Origin of the sequence: Flavobacterium jumunjinense (assembly GCF_021650975.2) — a bacterium.
In the GTDB taxonomy this organism is placed as follows: domain Bacteria; phylum Bacteroidota; class Bacteroidia; order Flavobacteriales; family Flavobacteriaceae; genus Flavobacterium; species Flavobacterium jumunjinense.
In genome coordinates this window covers 1,416,710-1,433,347 of the sequence record NZ_CP091285.1, presented here as the reverse complement: position 1 = coordinate 1,433,347, position 16,638 = coordinate 1,416,710, and the positions used below count along the sequence as shown (strand labels likewise).

At 29.5% G+C, this 16,638-nt stretch carries 15 protein-coding genes; 13 read left to right on the top strand and 2 right to left on the bottom strand.

Annotated elements, in window-relative coordinates; all coding sequences use genetic code 11:
• The first annotated feature begins 8 nt into the window (after positions 1-8).
• From L2Z92_RS06480 to L2Z92_RS06450, 7 genes are all read left to right on the top strand, one after another.
• Entirely contained in the window at positions 9-1,751 is a 1,743-nt protein-coding gene (locus L2Z92_RS06480) for a TrkH family potassium uptake protein (RefSeq protein WP_236458022.1), read from the top strand.
• 11 nt (positions 1,752-1,762) lie between these two features.
• Positions 1,763-2,479, top strand: coding sequence for a potassium channel family protein (locus tag L2Z92_RS06475; protein ID WP_236458021.1), 717 nt, complete (start codon positions 1,763-1,765; stop codon positions 2,477-2,479).
• Between the two features lies 1 nt (position 2,480).
• Positions 2,481-3,131, top strand: a complete 651-nt coding sequence (locus L2Z92_RS06470; protein ID WP_236458020.1) for a uroporphyrinogen-III synthase — start codon at positions 2,481-2,483, stop codon at positions 3,129-3,131.
• A gap of 78 nt (positions 3,132-3,209) precedes the next feature.
• Positions 3,210-4,238, top strand: a complete 1,029-nt coding sequence (gene hemE / locus L2Z92_RS06465) for a uroporphyrinogen decarboxylase (protein WP_236458019.1) — start codon at positions 3,210-3,212, stop codon at positions 4,236-4,238.
• A gap of 118 nt (positions 4,239-4,356) precedes the next feature.
• The gene (locus L2Z92_RS06460) at positions 4,357-4,566 is read left to right on the top strand and encodes a hypothetical protein (RefSeq protein ID WP_236458018.1); all 210 of its coding nucleotides are present in this window, start codon (positions 4,357-4,359) and stop codon (positions 4,564-4,566) included.
• Positions 4,567-4,629: 63 nt separating this feature from the next.
• Positions 4,630-5,532, top strand: coding sequence for an oxygen-dependent coproporphyrinogen oxidase (gene hemF, locus L2Z92_RS06455; protein ID WP_236458017.1), 903 nt, complete (start codon positions 4,630-4,632; stop codon positions 5,530-5,532).
• Between the two features lie 21 nt (positions 5,533-5,553).
• Positions 5,554-6,582 carry a DUF4421 family protein gene (locus L2Z92_RS06450; protein WP_236458826.1) on the top strand — a complete coding sequence of 343 codons (1,029 nt, stop codon included), beginning with the start codon at positions 5,554-5,556 and terminating at the stop codon, positions 6,580-6,582.
• An 87-nt stretch (positions 6,583-6,669) separates the two neighbouring features.
• On the opposite strand, the gene L2Z92_RS06445 is transcribed toward L2Z92_RS06450, so the two are convergent.
• A complete protein-coding gene (locus tag L2Z92_RS06445; RefSeq protein ID WP_236458016.1) occupies positions 6,670-8,607 on the bottom strand; it encodes a hypothetical protein in 1,938 nt (645 codons plus the stop codon).
• 10 nt (positions 8,608-8,617) lie between these two features.
• The gene (locus tag L2Z92_RS06440; RefSeq protein ID WP_236458015.1) at positions 8,618-9,247 is read right to left on the bottom strand and encodes a hypothetical protein; all 630 of its coding nucleotides are present in this window, start codon (positions 9,245-9,247) and stop codon (positions 8,618-8,620) included.
• 138 nt (positions 9,248-9,385) lie between these two features.
• Between L2Z92_RS06440 and hemB the strand changes: the two genes are divergently transcribed.
• The 6 genes from hemB to L2Z92_RS06410 all read left to right on the top strand — a co-directional run bounded on the left by hemB (position 9,386) and on the right by L2Z92_RS06410 (position 16,542).
• Positions 9,386-10,375: a porphobilinogen synthase gene (hemB, locus tag L2Z92_RS06435; RefSeq protein WP_236458014.1), complete on the top strand. Its 990-nt coding sequence runs from the start codon at positions 9,386-9,388 to the stop codon at positions 10,373-10,375.
• 69 nt (positions 10,376-10,444) lie between these two features.
• Positions 10,445-10,954, top strand: a complete 510-nt coding sequence (locus L2Z92_RS06430) for a DinB family protein (RefSeq protein WP_236458013.1) — start codon at positions 10,445-10,447, stop codon at positions 10,952-10,954.
• Positions 10,955-11,019: 65 nt separating this feature from the next.
• The gene (locus L2Z92_RS06425) at positions 11,020-12,078 is read left to right on the top strand and encodes a CNNM domain-containing protein (protein ID WP_236458012.1); all 1,059 of its coding nucleotides are present in this window, start codon (positions 11,020-11,022) and stop codon (positions 12,076-12,078) included.
• A gap of 102 nt (positions 12,079-12,180) precedes the next feature.
• Positions 12,181-13,287 (top strand): DNA-processing protein DprA, encoded by a 1,107-nt coding sequence (gene dprA, locus L2Z92_RS06420; protein ID WP_236458011.1) that lies wholly within the window; start codon positions 12,181-12,183, stop codon positions 13,285-13,287.
• A gap of 100 nt (positions 13,288-13,387) precedes the next feature.
• Complete coding sequence (locus L2Z92_RS06415; protein WP_236458010.1) at positions 13,388-15,964, top strand: phosphoenolpyruvate carboxylase; 2,577 nt, start codon at positions 13,388-13,390, stop codon at positions 15,962-15,964.
• 32 nt (positions 15,965-15,996) lie between these two features.
• Positions 15,997-16,542, top strand: a complete 546-nt coding sequence (locus L2Z92_RS06410; protein WP_236458009.1) for a hypothetical protein — start codon at positions 15,997-15,999, stop codon at positions 16,540-16,542.
• Positions 16,543-16,638 lie beyond the last annotated feature (96 nt).

The following is a 16,638-nucleotide window of genomic DNA, read 5'->3' as shown; positions in this document are numbered from 1 at the left end:
TCTAAATAATGGAAAGAGAATCATTACTCAATTATATTTACCGCTTTTTTGATATCATTGTATTACTTTTCATTGTATTTGATTTTGGCTATGACTTTGGAGAAAATTTCAATACACCACACGTTGTTGGTCTATTAATATTAACTTTTCTATTACTGGTATTTAATACTTTTAAATTTTTCATCTATAAATATAAAAGCAATAAGAAAGTCGCCTTGGTAAACATGGTCATCATCTCCATTTTACTTATTACGTCTGGAATTATTGCGTTAATTAACACTGACTTTAGTTATCATTATATTCTTCAAGAAATAAAAGCCTTTCTAGAAGGAGGTTTAATCGTCTATTTCCTTTTAAGATTACTAGTTCTAGTTAGACATGTCTATGATATTTACTTTAATCCTGCCATTGTTTTTGTTGGTAGTTTTTTAATACTTGCGTTATCTGGAGGATTCTTATTAATGCTTCCAAGTGCAACAACAAATGGAATTAGCTTTACAAATGCACTCTTCACTTCTACAAGTGCTGTTTGTGTAACTGGTTTAGCAGTAGTAGATACTGGTAAAGATTTTACTGTTATTGGGCAATCAATAATATTAGTACTTATACAATTAGGAGGTATTGGAATTCTAACCTTCACTTCATTCTTTGCTTTCTTTTTTAGAGGAAGTTCTTCATTTAAAGAAGGATTGAACACCAAAGATTTTATTGCTACAGAAGGATTAAAAGATGTGTTTAGAGCAGCACTAAATGTGGTAATTTTTACTGTTGCTGTAGAAATAATTGGAGCACTTTTTATTTATTCTTCCATATTGAACAACAACTCTATAAACAATAAATTTTTCTTTTCTGTCTTCCATTCTATCTCTGCATTCTGTAATGCTGGATTTTCAATTTTTTCAAATGGTTTATATGATGAATCTATTCGTTTTCATTATTTCTTTCAATGGATAATCATAATTTTAATCATATTTGGAGGATTAGGACATAATATCATTTTTAATTTCTATAAATATTTAAAAACCTATATATTAGAAATATTTGATAAAAAATTAATACATAAACAAGTACCAGTAATTAAAATTAATACTAAAATAGTAATCTATACTACTATTATTTTATTATTTGTTGGATGGGTGTTTTTGTTTATTTCAGAATTCAATAACACATTATTAGAACATAAAACCGCATTTGGAAAAATCACAAATGCTGCTTTTAATTCTGTAACTCCAAGAACAGCTGGATTCAATACAGTAGACTTCACTAAATTTACCGTTCCATCCTTGTTGTTCATTATTTTCTTAATGTGGATTGGTGCTTCTCCTGCTTCTACTGGTGGTGGAGTAAAAACAAGTACCTTTGCATTAGCAACATTAAATATTTATGCTGTAGCAAGGGGGAGAAACAAAATTCAAATCTTCGGAAGAAGAATAAGTAGCGAATCTACATCTAGGGCTTTTGCGATTTTATGTATTTCATTAATCGTAATTGGAATTTCTATAATGGCGCTACTCATATTAGAACCAAAAGACACACCTTTATTAACCGTGGTTTTTGAATGTTTTTCTGCATATAGTACAGTTGGGTTAAGTTTGAATTTCACTTCGACTTTGTCTGAGCCTAGTAAATATGTAATTATGGCCGTAATGTTTATAGGAAGAATAGGAATGCTCAACTTGATGATTGGCTTATTACGTCAATTGAATCATCAGTTTTATGAGTATCCAAAAGAAAATATATTGATTAACTAAATAAGTTTTAAATGAAAATAATCGTTTTTGGACTTGGTAATTTTGGTATGTCTTTAGCTTTAAGTCTAACCGAAACAGGAAATGAAGTTATAGGTATCGATAAACAAATGGACAAGATAAATCTTGTAAAAGATAAAATTTCTCATGCCATTTGTATGGATTCAACTAATGAACTTGCTTATGATGCTGTTCCTTTAAAAGATGCAGACAAGGTTGTTGTTGCAATTGGAGAGAATGAAGGTGCTGCAATTATTACAACTGCAATTATCAAGAAACTCAGTGATGTAAAAATTATCAGTAGAGCTTTATCACCAATACACGATACAGTTCTTGAAGCAATGGGAATATATAGTATCATTCATCCTGAACAAGATTCTGCTGATAGACTAACAAAACAAATCAATTTCAAATCCACTTTAGAAAATTATCAATTAGATAATAATTATACTATTTCAGAAGTAAAAGCTAAGAAAGAATTTTTCGGCAAAACACTTGAAGAATTAGACTCTATCGATAAATATAGCCTTACTTTAATTACAATTATTCGTAAAAAAGAGAAACGAAATCTAATTGGAAAAAAAACAATAACTAGAGAAACTATCGGAAGAACAACTCCTGAAACTGTGGTTGAAGATGATGATATTTTAGTAGTTTATGGCTATAATAAAGATATAGAAATGTATTGTATGGGTCAAGAAGAATTTGATTTAAGAAACAAAAAAATCTAAAATGATAACTGTTTTAGCAACCAAAAAGCTTACTAAAACTCAGAAGAAATCATTTGAGAATAATAGGTTACAAGTTGTAGATAAAAACTTTATTAAAACGAAAATAGTTCCATTTGAAATAAATATTCTAAATGAAATTCTACTTTTCACAAGTAAAAACGCTGTAAAAAGTGTTTTAAAAAATTCAAATTCACTTACTTCAAAAAAATGCATTTGTGTAGGGAGTAAAACTAAAAAGTATTTAGAGAAAAAAGGTTTTGAAGTGATTGATTATAGAAATAATGCTGAACAACTAGCTAATTTTATAATTACTAAACACAAAGAAAAGACATTTACCTTTTTCTCTGGTAACCTTAGAAAAAACGATTTACCAAAAGTTTTAATTGAAAACAATGTTGTATATAATGAAATAACTGTTTATGAAACCTATCTAAAACCTCATAAATTAGAAACAGCTTTTAACGGAATAGCATTTTTTAGTCCATCAGGTGTTTCAAGTTATTTAAAGAACAACGAATTAAAGAATGAAGTTTGTTTTTGTATTGGTAAAACCACCGCAAAAGCATTAGAGAACAAAACACAAAATATAAAAATAATTACACAACCATCTGTTGAAAATGTAATTGAAGAAATAATAAAATATTATAATTAATAGTTTTTTAGTCTTTCTGACTTAAGTTTTATTTTGAACTTAACGATTAAAAACTTAGAACTTTAAAACCTATAAACGATGATTAAAAACGACCTTTTTTTAAGAGCTTTAAATAATGAAACTGTAGAACGTCCGCCAGTTTGGATGATGCGTCAAGCAGGACGATATTTGCCAGAATTTATGGCAATCAAAGAAAAATATGATTTTTTTACACGTTGTAAAACTCCAGAATTAGCTTCTGAAATTACAATACAACCCATTCGAATTATAAAGCCAGATGCAGCTATTTTATTCTCTGATATTTTAGTAATTCCACAAGCAATGGGAATTGATGTAGAGTTAGAAGATGGAATCGGACCAGTTTTACCCAATCCAATTCGTAAAACAAGCGATGTTGACAAAGTACTCGTTCCAGATATCAACGAAACTTTAGGTTATGTAATGGATGCTATTGACATGACTAGGGAAAAACTAGACAATGAAGTGCCTTTAATTGGTTTTGCAGGTTCACCTTGGACAATTTTTTGTTATGCTGTTGAAGGAAAAGGTTCAAAAAGTTTCGACAAAGCAAAAGGATTCTGTTTTTCTAATCCTGTTGCTGCACATTTATTATTACAAAAAATCACAGATACAACCATTTTATATTTAAAAGAAAAAGTGAAACATGGTGTAAATGCTGTTCAAATTTTTGACTCATGGGGTGGAATGTTATCTCCTACTGATTACACTGAGTTTTCTTGGAACTACATCAACCAAATTGTTGAAGCTCTTGCTGATTCTACAAAAGTTATCGTTTTTGGAAAAGGGTGTTGGTTTGCTCTTGATGATATGGCAAAATCTAAAGCAGCTGCCATTGGTGTTGACTGGACTTGTTCTCCTAAAAATGCAAGATATTTAACTGGTGGAAAGAAAACGTTACAAGGAAATTTTGATCCTTCACGATTATTATCTCCAATACCAGTAATTAAAAAAATGGTTCATGAAATGATTGATGAATTTGGTCCAGATAATTATATTGTGAACCTTGGTCATGGAATTTTACCAAACATTCCTGTAGACCATGCAAAAGCATTTGTAGAAGCGGTTAAAGAGTATAAAAGAAAGTAGTGTTCAGCAGTTAGTCAGCAGTTAAATGAGAATAAAAATTGAAAATAGAATTAATTTAATACCAATTACACTTTATTTAATTTGGTGTTTATATGTGTTATATTTCTTTTTATTTAAAATGAAATCATTTGCTAATGAATCACCTTGTGGAGCAGGATACTTAATGATTGGACTACCAATTTTTACTATCCTATTTTCTATAATTACTTTAATAATTCTCTTGATATTGAATAAAATTTATGAAAATAAATATTATACAGATTATGAATACATTACAATTCCTTTTTTAGTTTTAACTTTTTCAGGAGTAATAAATATGATTTTCTAATATTAAGAAAAATAACCGCAATACTTTAAAATTGTCAACTGATAACAGTAAACTATTATTTTAATGAAAGATAAATTTTACGCATACATACAAAAATTACAAGACCAAATTTGTAAAGGCTTAGAGGAGGTTGATAGGAAAACCAAATTTCGTGAAGATTTGTGGGACAGACCTGAAGGTGGTGGTGGCAGAACACGTGTTATAGAAAACGGTACTGTTTTTGAAAAAGGCGGTGTTAATATTTCTGCTGTTCATGGAAAACTTCCCGATTCTATGCAAAAACTTTTCAATGTTGGTGAAGCCGATTTCTTTGCTTGTGGATTAAGTTTGGTTTTACATCCTAAAAATCCGATGGTACCAACTGTTCATGCGAATTGGAGGTATTTCGAAATGTATGATGATAATGGAAATGTAATCAATAGTTGGTTTGGTGGTGGACAAGATTTAACGCCTTATTATTTGTTTGAAGAAGATGCAAAACATTTTCATCAAACATGTAAAACTGCTTGCGATAAACATAATCCTGAATTTTATACGAAATATAAAAAACAATGTGATGACTATTTTTGGAACACACACCGAAATGAAGCACGTGGCATTGGTGGTTTGTTTTTTGATTATTGTAAGGCTACAGAAACAACTTTGATGGAAGATTGGTATAACTTTGTTACCGAAGTTGGAAATAGTTTTTTAGAAGCTTATGTCCCAATTGTAGAACGCAGAAAAGAACTTGTTTTTTCTGATGAACAACGTACATGGCAAGAAATTCGTCGTGGAAGATATGTAGAATTTAACCTTGTTCATGATAAAGGCACGCTTTTTGGTTTAAAGACAAACGGAAGGATTGAAAGTATTTTAATGAGTTTACCACCACATGTACAATGGGTATATGATCATCAACCAAAAGAAGGCAGCGATGAAGAAAAGCTTATTAATACATTACAAAATCCTACAGATTGGGTTTAAAATTATAGCTATTTGGATTATATGAAATGTCTTGGATTATTGTTATTATGTGTGTTTAATTTTGTTTCTGCTCAAGATGAAGGAGAAATTCTTCATGCCAAAAGACATAAATATGATCCAAATTATAGAGTAAACTATTTCGATAAAATGATTTTTAAATTAGATTTAAATGGTGATGTCGATAACTATACTATTCCTAATTTAAACACAAGTTCTTATTCTGAAAGTAAATTTATTCCCAATCAAAAAACAAAACTTAGACTTTCTTTTGATTATAAATTCTTAGGGCTTTTTGTCTCTTTCTCACCTGATTTTTTTTCTAATAATGAGACAACTTATGGGAAAACTAAAACATTAGATTTGAGTTTTAAGTTTTTCTATAATGACAGATTACGACAAGAAGTAGAATATAAAAAAATTAGAGGTTTCTATCTTGAACATTTTGATGAACTAGTCCCTATAGACTTATATCCTAATCTTGAGATTAAAACTATTGGTGGAAAAACATTCTATATTTTAAACAATAATTTTTCTTATCGTGCTTTTGAAAACATGACCGAAAGACAAATAAGAAATGCAGGAAGTTTTATTCCTTCTATTGGTTACTATTTCAACACCCTTAAATCGAGAAGGATTGATGAAAGTGAAAAATCGCTCATTAAGGTAAAATCTTTTGATGCTATTTTACAATATGGTTATATGTATAATTTTGTATTAGGAAAAAAATGGTTCACAACACTTGGTTTTCATCCAGGAATAGGACTCAATAATTCTAAAAGTTATTTCTATGAAGAAATGATAAAAAGACAAACCGTACTAAAATCGACTAATTTAAATATTAATTTTGATGTAAACTTTTCATTGGGCTATAACAATAAGAACTTGTTTTCTGGTGTAAAAGTAAATTATAAGGATTATCAATATGACAGTGCCAAAACAGCTGAGCTTATTAATTCTAAACTTTTTCTCGATTTCTTTATTGGGTATCGTTTTAATGAAAACAAGAAAATAAAGAAAGCTTTTGAACTTTTTGAAAAAAAGATTTTTTAAAGAAAAATACCTTTTAATACTACAATAAAAAAAGCAGTAATTCATCTCGAATTACTGCTTTTTTATTAGGATTAATTTTTTAAATTCTTAATCGTTCAAGAAGTCAACTAAGTCTAAAGTTTGTAATATAATATTCTTATCTGAATTTGATGAATGTAAAATCATTTCAACACTTTGCTTATTGTTCTTCAATTTCTTAGATGATTTCATTTCTACTTTTTCAAACTGCTGACTAACTTTCAACATCTTTGTAGTGTCTTTTCCGAAATCTTCATTGGTAACATATTTAACAATTAAATCTTTTAGATTTACGCTTGCCGACATAGTATTTTGTTTCGAATCTTTTATAATGCTCTTAGAAAAATTAGAACCTTTTCCATTAATAAGGTACTCAAGTCCATTTGTAATAACAATAACATCTCCGTCTTTTATTAACTTTAAAGCTCCCATATCACTAGAACCTTTAACTTCATAATATCCTTTTCTCTTAATCAATCCACCTTTTCTAACACCTAAATCAAAAAGCTTATCAGCCATTGTTTTGTGTGTAGATGTGAATAACATTGTGAATACTGGAATTGTTTTTTGTATTGTTTTTTCAACTTCAACCTCATCATAATTTTCATCATACTCATAGGTTGTATAGCTCGATTCCTCTTTTTTAATGTCATGCAAGAACATGCTTAAATCTCCATCAAAAAGTGTAGAAACCGCTTCTTCATCAATCATTGTGGCCATTAAATCGACAACAATACTCATATCATCATGACCAAAGTATGGATTTCCACTATACATTTGCTCTATTAATTTTGGATAACTATTCAATAACTCCTTAGAATTTATATGATATGTCATATATCCTAAAGGATCTTGATTTGGAAAATACTTGTAAATACTTTTGTTTATTTTACGGTTTGATACCTTATTCATAACTTCAGCTAACGAGCTAGAATATTCTATAACCTCTTCTACTCTTGCTTTATCGTTTTCAAAATAGAAATCGAAATTCATTCCGTTAATATAATTCTCAATTATATCAGTATCAGTAAATGAAGTATTTCTTCCAAATATATATTTCATAGAACTTGTTAAGTCTCTAATAGAACTAAATGCTGATTTATAATTTACCCAAGTAGAAATATCTGCTTTTGTATTTATTTTTGCTGAAAATGGAAGAACAAAACCGTTACTAAAAAGATACTCAATCTGCATGTTTTGCATCTCTTTTCTTTTTGCTTTTTCTTCTTCTAATTGTTTTAAATATTCATTGTCTTCTTCTTCATAGTCATAATCGTAATCTTCTGTAGATTCAATTACTTCTTCTTCTACTTCAACCCATTCAACAGCTTCTTCTACTTCTGTAGATTCGATCACAGCTTCTGCTTCAACAACTTCAACCCAATCTTCATATTCGCTAGGTGGTGGTGGTGGAAGATCATCTATATTAAATTGAACTGAGTCTCTATCTTCTTCAACTCCATATTCATAATCATAGTCTTCTTCATAAGGCTCCACTACTTCATAAGCATAAGGATCGTTATAACTAGAGTTCTTTGGTTTAATAAATTCTAAAATAACCAAATATTCATCATTCCAAGCCATAGATGCAGCAGTATTTGAAGAATTATAAACCGTATAGGTGTCGTAATCTTCAATTTGGGTCGTAACTTCATCTGATATTTTTTCGCTATTCTCTTTAATTTTTTGCATTACAAATGCCTTCACTTCTTCTCTATTTTTAATAGGAATAGTAATTTGATAAAAAGGAATACTGTCTGAAAAATTTCCGTGAATGGTTACATTTTTATCTGATTTTATAAGTGACGTATAATCTTTAATATTAAAATCTTTTTCTGATTTTGCTATTTTTTTTATTGCATTGTGGTTCATAATTTCGTCTAGTGTCACTTTTTTAGAGAACTGACTTCCATTAAATTGAACAAAGTAATCAAAATCTTTTGGCGCAACCTGACCAAAAATAAAGGTGCTGGCTAATAGTAATAAAACATTAAAACGTTTTTTCATAAATCAAGAATTAAAAATAAATTGTATTATTCATTATTGTATTGTTTTTTAAAACATTGTAAACATTATGTTTTAAAAAGACAGTATGTTTGTTTTTTGAAATTTTACTATTTGGATTTCCTGTTTTAACTACTTCCTTATCAAAAGTATAAATTGAGGTAATCTTAGCGTCTAGCAAATCTTCTTTTTTGTCGTCGTTTTTTATTAAATTTTTCGGAATTGGATAAGCAGCAAATCGTTCAAAAATAGTTGTTGTAGAACCACTAAAATGTGTTAGTGCATTTTGTTTATTCATACTATTCAAAACTGAATTTAAAGCGTCAATATTTTTATAATTGAACTTTAAAGTAAAAATGTAATTGTTAAAATCATATTTTGTAGTTATACCAGAAACTCCATCAACTTTTGAGGCTAATAATCTGAAATTTGCCAGTTTATCTTTTATATCTTGTTCGCTCGGAATACTAACTCCGTCTACTTCTTCTAACCAAATTGCAGAGCGTGTCTTTAACCAAGATTTAGAAAAATCTACAACAAGACTATAATTACCACTTTCGTCACTATTATGTCTAATTCTCTCGGTTATTTCAAAACAACTAGTTAAGAATAAGCATAAACACAAAACCATATACTTTTTCATTTTGCAAATTTAGAATTAATTATTGATTTTTCTGTTTTTATCGTTCAATACTTGTCTACTAAACTCCACCTTTTAGCCTAATTTTAGTTAACTTTGTCTATCATAAATTCATTACTAAAAGTTTTAAAAATATATACTATGTTTCCACTTAGACGCAATCGAAGATTAAGAACAAACGAATCTATTAGAAGTTTAGTTCGCGAAACAATATTAACGCCAAATGATTTCCTTGTACCACTATTTGTTGTAGAAGGCAAAGGCATTAAGGAAGAAATTCCTTCAATGCCAAACTATTTTAGATATAGTTTAGATTTACTTGAAAAAGAAGTAAAAGAGCTTTGGGCAATGGGATTAAAGTCTGTTTTACTTTTTGTAAAAGTACCTGATAACTTGAAAGATAACAGAGGTACAGAGGCACTAAACCCAAATGGATTAATGCAACGCGCTATTAAAACAGTTAAAAATGCAGTTCCAGAAATGATTGTTATGACCGATGTTGCTTTAGACCCATATTCTATGTATGGTCATGATGGAATTATTGAAAACGGACTTGTAGCAAATGATATTTCTTCTAGTTTTTTAGCAGAAATGGCATTGTCTCACGCAAAAGCGGGTGCAGATTTTGTTGCTCCAAGTGACATGATGGATGGAAGAATTTTAGAAATGAGAGAATTACTAGAAGAAGAAAATTTTGTCAATACAGGAATAATGAGTTATTCAGCAAAATATGCTTCTGCTCTTTATGGTCCTTTTCGTGACGCTTTAGATTCTGCTCCTGTTGATTTAATAGACATTCCAAAAGATAAAAAAACCTATCAAATGGATTTTCATAATCGCGAAGAAGCAACTAGAGAAACACGAATGGATATTGAAGAAGGTGCTGACATTGTTATGGTGAAGCCTGGTATTGCTTATTTAGATATTGTTAGAGATATTAAAAACATGAGTGAAGTTCCTGTTGCTGTTTATCAAGTTTCAGGAGAATATGCTATGATAAAAGCAGCAGCAGAAAGAGGCTGGTTAGATCATGATGCCATAATGATAGAGCAAACCACTGCTTTTAAAAGAGCTGGTGCCGATATTATTGCAAGCTATTTTGCAAAAGACATAGTGAAACTATTAAAATAAGATCAATATTAGAGAGCCATAAATTAACTAAAAATTTGTGGCTCTGTGTTTTTAAACAATAAATACACCATGAAGTATTTTATTATTATTCTTTCTGTAATTTCTTTTGCTAATGTGTTCGCACAAGATGAACCAATTAGTGCCTTTTTAGAAAAATGGGAAAACTCAAAAAAGTATCTTTTAGAATTAGCTGAAGCAATGCCAGAAGATAAATATAATTTCAAGCCTACGGAAAGAGAAATGGATTTCGGTGAACAACTATTACATATTAAAGTAAATATGGATTGGCTAAGCACTAGCTATTTTGGTGCAGAAAAAATAGAAAAACCGAAAGAAGCATCTACCTATACAAAAGCAGAGATAATTACATTTTTAGAAACTTCTTTTAATGCAGTTTCGAAAGCAATTGAAACAACAAAGCCGAAAAGCTTAAAAGAGAAAGTAGACTTCTTTGCTGGACCAAAAACTAAATTACAAATTTTGAACTTACTTCAAGATCATGTTACACATCATCGCGGACAAATTATAGTATACCTCAACCTTAACGAAATAAAACCACCTAAATATGTTGGCTGGTAATTAATCTTTTTTGCTTGCTTTCTCAATAATAATTGAGTATTTTAGAACTTTAAAAATATTATTTAATGACATTATTAATCATTTACGCTGTTACTTCTATTTTCTTTTCTTTCCTATGTTCTATTCTCGAAGCTGTTTTACTAAGTGTTACTCACACTTTTATAACCATTTCTAAAAAAGAAGGAAAAGCTTTTGCTCCAAAATTAGAAGCGATAAAAGCAGATATAGACAAACCGTTAATTACAATATTAACACTAAATACTATTGCACATACTGTTGGTGCTATCCTAGTAGGTGTTCAAGCTGAAAAAACATTCGGAAACGGAAATAATGCTGTAGCCATAGTTTCCTCTATAATGACATTTTTAATATTAATTCTATCTGAAATTATACCTAAAACAATAGGTGCAAAATATTGGAAAGAGTTAGCAAGTTTTACAACTAGTACACTACAATTATTAATTTTCCCTTTAAAGATTACAGGAATATTGTGGTTGCTACAGCTTACTACAAAACTAATTGGAGGAACGGGTCATACTTCAATTTTGAGTAGAGATGATTTTTCTGCAATGGCAGATATTGCTGAAAAAGAAGGTGTTTTTAAAGAATCGGAGTCTAAAGTATTAAAAAACCTTTTAAGCTTAGGTTCTGTTTTTGCAAAAGATATAATGACACCTAGAACTGTTGTTAAAATTGCAGATAGCGCAATGTCTATTGAAACTTTCTATGAAGCAAACAGAAAACTCCGTTTTTCTAGAATTCCTATCTATACCACTTCATCAGATAATATTATTGGTTTGGTTTTAAAAACCGATATTTTAGATGCAATGATAAACAATAAAGGGAATGAGTCTTTAGAATCTATCAAAAGAAGCATTGTTTTTACTAAGAGAAACAAACCAATTCCTCAACTTTTTGAAGAGTTAATTCAAAACAAAAACCACATGTCTGCTGTTCTTGATGAATATGGTTCTTTTAGCGGATTAGTTACTCAAGAAGATGTTATTGAAACCTTATTAGGCCTAGAAATAATGGACGAAAGTGATTCGGTAGAAGACCTACAAAAGTTAGCCAAAAGAAACTTAGAAAAAAGAATTGAAGAACTGAAAAAATCTGACAATTAATACATCTAATCTTCTAACTTAGATGTAATTAATTCTATTTGCAAATTCCAAAATATAAACTACATTTGTGTAATATATAAGCCAATTATTTTATTACACGCCATGTTACAAAACGAATTATACTACACGCTTGCGTTATTGCAAGTAGAAGGAGTAGGTGATATTATTGCCAAAAAACTCATTAACCATTGTGGTTCTGCGGAAGAAATTTTTAAATCTAAGAGATCCACTCTAGCCAAAATTGATGGTATCGGTAAATCATTACTCTCTAATTTACAGGACAAATCTGTTTTTCAAAAAACCGATAATGAGTTGCTATTCATTGAAAATGAAAATATTAATCTACTCTATTATCAAGATAATAATTATCCTGAACGATTAAAACAATGTTTCGATAGTCCGGTATTATTATTTCAATCGGGTAATGTTAATTTACAAAACCGAAAGATAATTAGTGTTGTAGGCACAAGACAAGTTACTACTTATGGTACTGAATTCACTAAAAAACTAATTGAAGAACTAATACCTTTAAATCCTATAATTGTTAGTGGTTTTGCTTATGGTGTAGATATTGTAGCACATCAAACTGCAATGGATTTAGGCTTACAAACTATTGGCGTTTTAGCACATGGTCTTAATCAAATATATCCTAAAGTACATAAAAAACACATGGTTAGAATGGAAGAAAATGGTGGTTTTCTTACCGAATTCTGGAGTCATTCTAAACCCGATAGAGAAAACTTTGTTCGACGAAATCGTATTGTTGCTGGAATGAGTGAAGCTACAATTGTTATTGAAAGTGCAGAAAAAGGAGGGTCTTTAATTACTGCTCAAATTGCTAATGATTATAATCGAGATGTTTTTGCTGTTCCAGGCAGAACAACCGATAAATATAGTCATGGTTGCAATAACCTTATTAAAACGCAACGTGCACACGTATTAACTTCTGCAGCAGATTTAGTTTACATTTTAAATTGGGAATTAGTTTCTAAAAATACCGAAAAAGCAATTCAAAAGCAATTGTTCATTTCTTTAACGGATGAAGAACAAAAAATATATGACTATCTTCAAAATAAAGAAAATGAATCTATTGATACAATAGCTTTAGATTGTGAAATTCCTATCTTCAAAACTTCTTCTATTTTATTAAATATGGAATTAAAAGGAGTCATTCGTCCGTTACCTGGAAAACTGTTTGAAATTATTTAACTGAAAAATCATAAATACTTGCGAATCATATTGATTTATAACATTATTTAGACAATGCTTTAAAGAATAAAATTGTAAATTAGTAACAAACTTTTTTGAAATGTACTCACTACCAAAATTAGAACGTTTTGAACAAAACGTTGCTTCAAAATTCAATATTTATAATAGTATTTTTATCACGTTGCCCTTCAATGAAATCAATAACACTGGTGTTTTATTGCCTTTGTTTTCAGATATCTGTGAACAAGGTTATAAAAACAATCAAAGTCCAGAAGAAATCTTCAATGCCTTTGCTTCAAAATATTTAGAGAATCCAACTGAAGAAGAAAAAATCGATCTAATGTTTCGTTTCATTCAATACGTTGAACGACAAGTGGTTTTGTTTGATGCTATTGAAGATGCTTCTTTCAATGTAGTGAATAATATGGAAGGAAGAGGTTCATTAAGAAATATTAAAGAAAGAGCAGAACAACGCTTTAAAAGAGAAGAGCTAATTGCTTTTTTAAACGATTTCAAAGTGAGACCCGTTTTAACAGCCCACCCAACACAATTTTACCCTGGACCCGTTTTAGGAATCATAACCGATTTAACACAGGCTATCAAAGTAAATGATTTGAATTCGATTAAAGAATCATTAGCACAACTTGGAAAAACACCATTTATAAAAAAAGTAAAACCAACACCTTTTGATGAAGCCGTAAGTTTAATTTGGTATTTAGAAAACGTATTTTATCATACGATTGGTGAGATGATGCAATATATTCAGAAAAATATTTTTAAAAACAAAGCAGAGCTTAACAACCCTATTTTTAACCTTGGTTTCTGGCCAGGTGGAGATAGAGATGGAAATCCGTATGTTACAACTGAGATCACTTTGAAAGTTGCTAATCGATTGCGTACTTCTATTTTAAAATCTTATTATTTAGATATTCGAAAATTAAAACGAAAGTTAACCTTCTCTGGTGTTGAAGAATTAATCAGTAGCATTGAAAACAAACTCTATCGTTCTGTTTTTTATTCGGAAGGAACGTTGTTCATTTCTAAAGAAGAATTAGCATCCGATTTGAAACTAATTAAAACATTATTAATTGAAAAACATCAATCATTATATCTAAATGAAATAGACAATTTAATCAATAAGCTTACTGTTTTTGGTTATCATTTTGCCACATTAGATATTAGACAAAACAGTAAAATACACGAAACAGTATTTCAAGATATAATTGATAAAAATCCTAAACTCTTTACGGTAAATTATAATACATTAAATGAAGAAGAAAAAATAAAAATTCTTTCAAATGTCTCTGCCGATTTAAAAGAAGAGGATTTCGATAATCATGAAACAAAGATTACACTAAGTTCAATAAATGCTATAAAAACCATTCAAGAAAACAACGGAGAATTGGGTTGTAATCGCTATATTATTAGTAATAATGAAATGGCAATACATGTAATAGAAGCACTTGCATTATTTCGTCTAAGCAATTGGAAAAATCCTACTGTAGATATAGTTCCGCTCTTTGAAAGTGTAGAAGCACTTCAAAAAGCAGATGAAATTATGGAAAAATTATATACTAATCCTACCTATAAAAAACATTTAGAAAGCAGAAACAACGAACAAACTATAATGCTTGGTTTTTCAGATGGTACAAAAGATGGAGGTTATTTAATGGCCAATTGGGGAATTTACAATGCAAAGACTGCCATTTCTAATATGTCTAGAAAATATAATATCAAAGTAGTGTTTTTTGATGGTCGTGGTGGACCACCTGCTCGTGGTGGTGGAAAAACACATCAGTTCTACGCTTCTTTAGGTCCAGAAATTGAAAACAAACAAATTCAATTAACTGTACAGGGACAAACAATCAGTTCTAACTTTGGCACAATAGATTCTTGCCATTATAACCTAGAAAATCTATTGAGTGCTGGAGCAAATAACCAAGTATTTCATAAAGAAGAAAATCATTTAACTAATGATGAAAAAGCAGTAATGCAAAAACTTTCTGAAATTAGTTATCAAAAATATATTGACTTTAAAAAACATCCGAAATTTGTGCCATATTTAGAGAACATGAGTACCTTAAATTATTATGCTAAAACGAATATTGGTAGTCGACCTTCTAAAAGAAAACAATCTGCACAATTGAATTTAGATGATTTGAGGGCAATACCGTTTGTGGGTTCTTGGAGTCAATTGAAACAAAATGTGCCTGGTTTTTTTGGAGTTGGAACCGCTTTAAAATATTTTGAAGAGAATGGAAAGTGGGACGATGTTCAAAATCTATACAACAACTCTCTTTTCTTCAAAACACTATTAGAAAATAGTATGATGGCTCTAAGTAAATCTTTTTTCCCATTAACTGCCTATATGAAAAATGACCCAGAATTTGGACCTTTTTGGACCATTATCCATACTGAGTATTTAAAAACAAAGCGTTTGTTATTAAAAATATCTGGTTTTACCGAGTTAATGGAGAACTATCCCGACGGTAAAGCTTCGGTTGCAATGCGTGAGAAAATTGTATTGCCTTTATTAACTATACAACAATATGCATTATTAAAAATTAAAGAATTAAAAGAAAGCCCGATAGAAAATGAAAAACAAATTGCTGTTTATGAAAAAATTGTAATGCGTTCTCTATTTGGTAATATTAATGCAAGTCGAAATTCGGCTTAATTTTTGAAGCATCTTTTCTTAAATATTACTTTATGAGAAAAGGTGCTTTTATTTTATTCCTGTTCGTGTTTTTTATTAGTTGCCAACAAAAGACTAAAGAAACGCAAAAAACCTACGAAGAAATTGAAGCAGAAGTTTTATGCGATGTTTTGCCTGAGGTAATTCCTGAAATTAATGTTCAACCTCCTCCTCCTCCACTACCATCAGATAGTCTTAGTCAAAAAACAAATAATGAGAACTCTAATGAGGAGTTTATTAAGATGGTTAAAATAGCTAAAGACCGTTTAAGAACACTAACAAAAGAAAAGAACAAATATAAAATAGGTATCATTGATACTTTACGTTTTATGAACTATACTTATTATAAGAATCTATTTCCAGAGGAGTTAAAAAACTTTAACCCAACACATGATTCGTTAATTGATAGAACAATTCTAAAAAAAGAAGTTGAAAAATCAACCTTATTAATCAATCTTTATAATATTGAATACTTACCTCATATGACTAGTAATCATAACCATAATGAACACACTATTATTTCTATTTTCAAGAGTTGTTTTAAACGATACAAAAGATAAAGCTTTTTTTACTATTTATAAAGGTGGTTGTTTACCATATCTAGATAAAATACTAGCTAAAAAAGAAAATGAAAAATGGCATTTTCAGGAAATTAT